At 72.0% G+C, this 372-nt stretch carries 1 protein-coding gene; it reads left to right on the top strand.

All coding sequences use genetic code 11. The annotated features are described in order from the left end of the window. A partial coding sequence (locus tag ETQ85_RS14295; protein ID WP_187394712.1) for a 4Fe-4S binding protein occupies positions 1 to 372 on the top strand: 372 nt, incomplete at both ends.

Raw genomic sequence — 372 nt, 5'->3', positions numbered from 1 at the left:
CGGCGCTGCCGCTGCCGCGATTGCCGCCTGCCACGCCAGCGCGCCGGCCCTCGGCACAGCCGCCCGCTTCCACCCGCAGGACGACAAGCGCGGCACCCTCGACCTGTGTTTTCGCCACCTCGCCGGCCTCGCCCCCGCCGACGTCGTGGCCCCCATCGCCCTGCCCGAGGGCAGCCCCTACGGCAGGCTGGCCATCGACAAAGACAAATGCACCTTGTGCCTGGCCTGCATCAACGCCTGCCCGGTCAAGGCCTTGTCGGACGACGAGAGCCAGCCGCGCCTGCGCTTCCGCGAGGCCAGTTGCGTGCAATGCGGGCTGTGCGTGGCCACCTGCCCGGAAGATGCGCTGCAACTGTCGGCCCGCCTCGACCT

The sequence above is a fragment of the Zoogloea oleivorans genome, assembly GCF_008107625.1.
Lineage (GTDB): Bacteria > Pseudomonadota > Gammaproteobacteria > Burkholderiales > Rhodocyclaceae > Zoogloea > Zoogloea oleivorans.
This window is presented reverse-complemented; position numbering and strand designations above follow the sequence as displayed.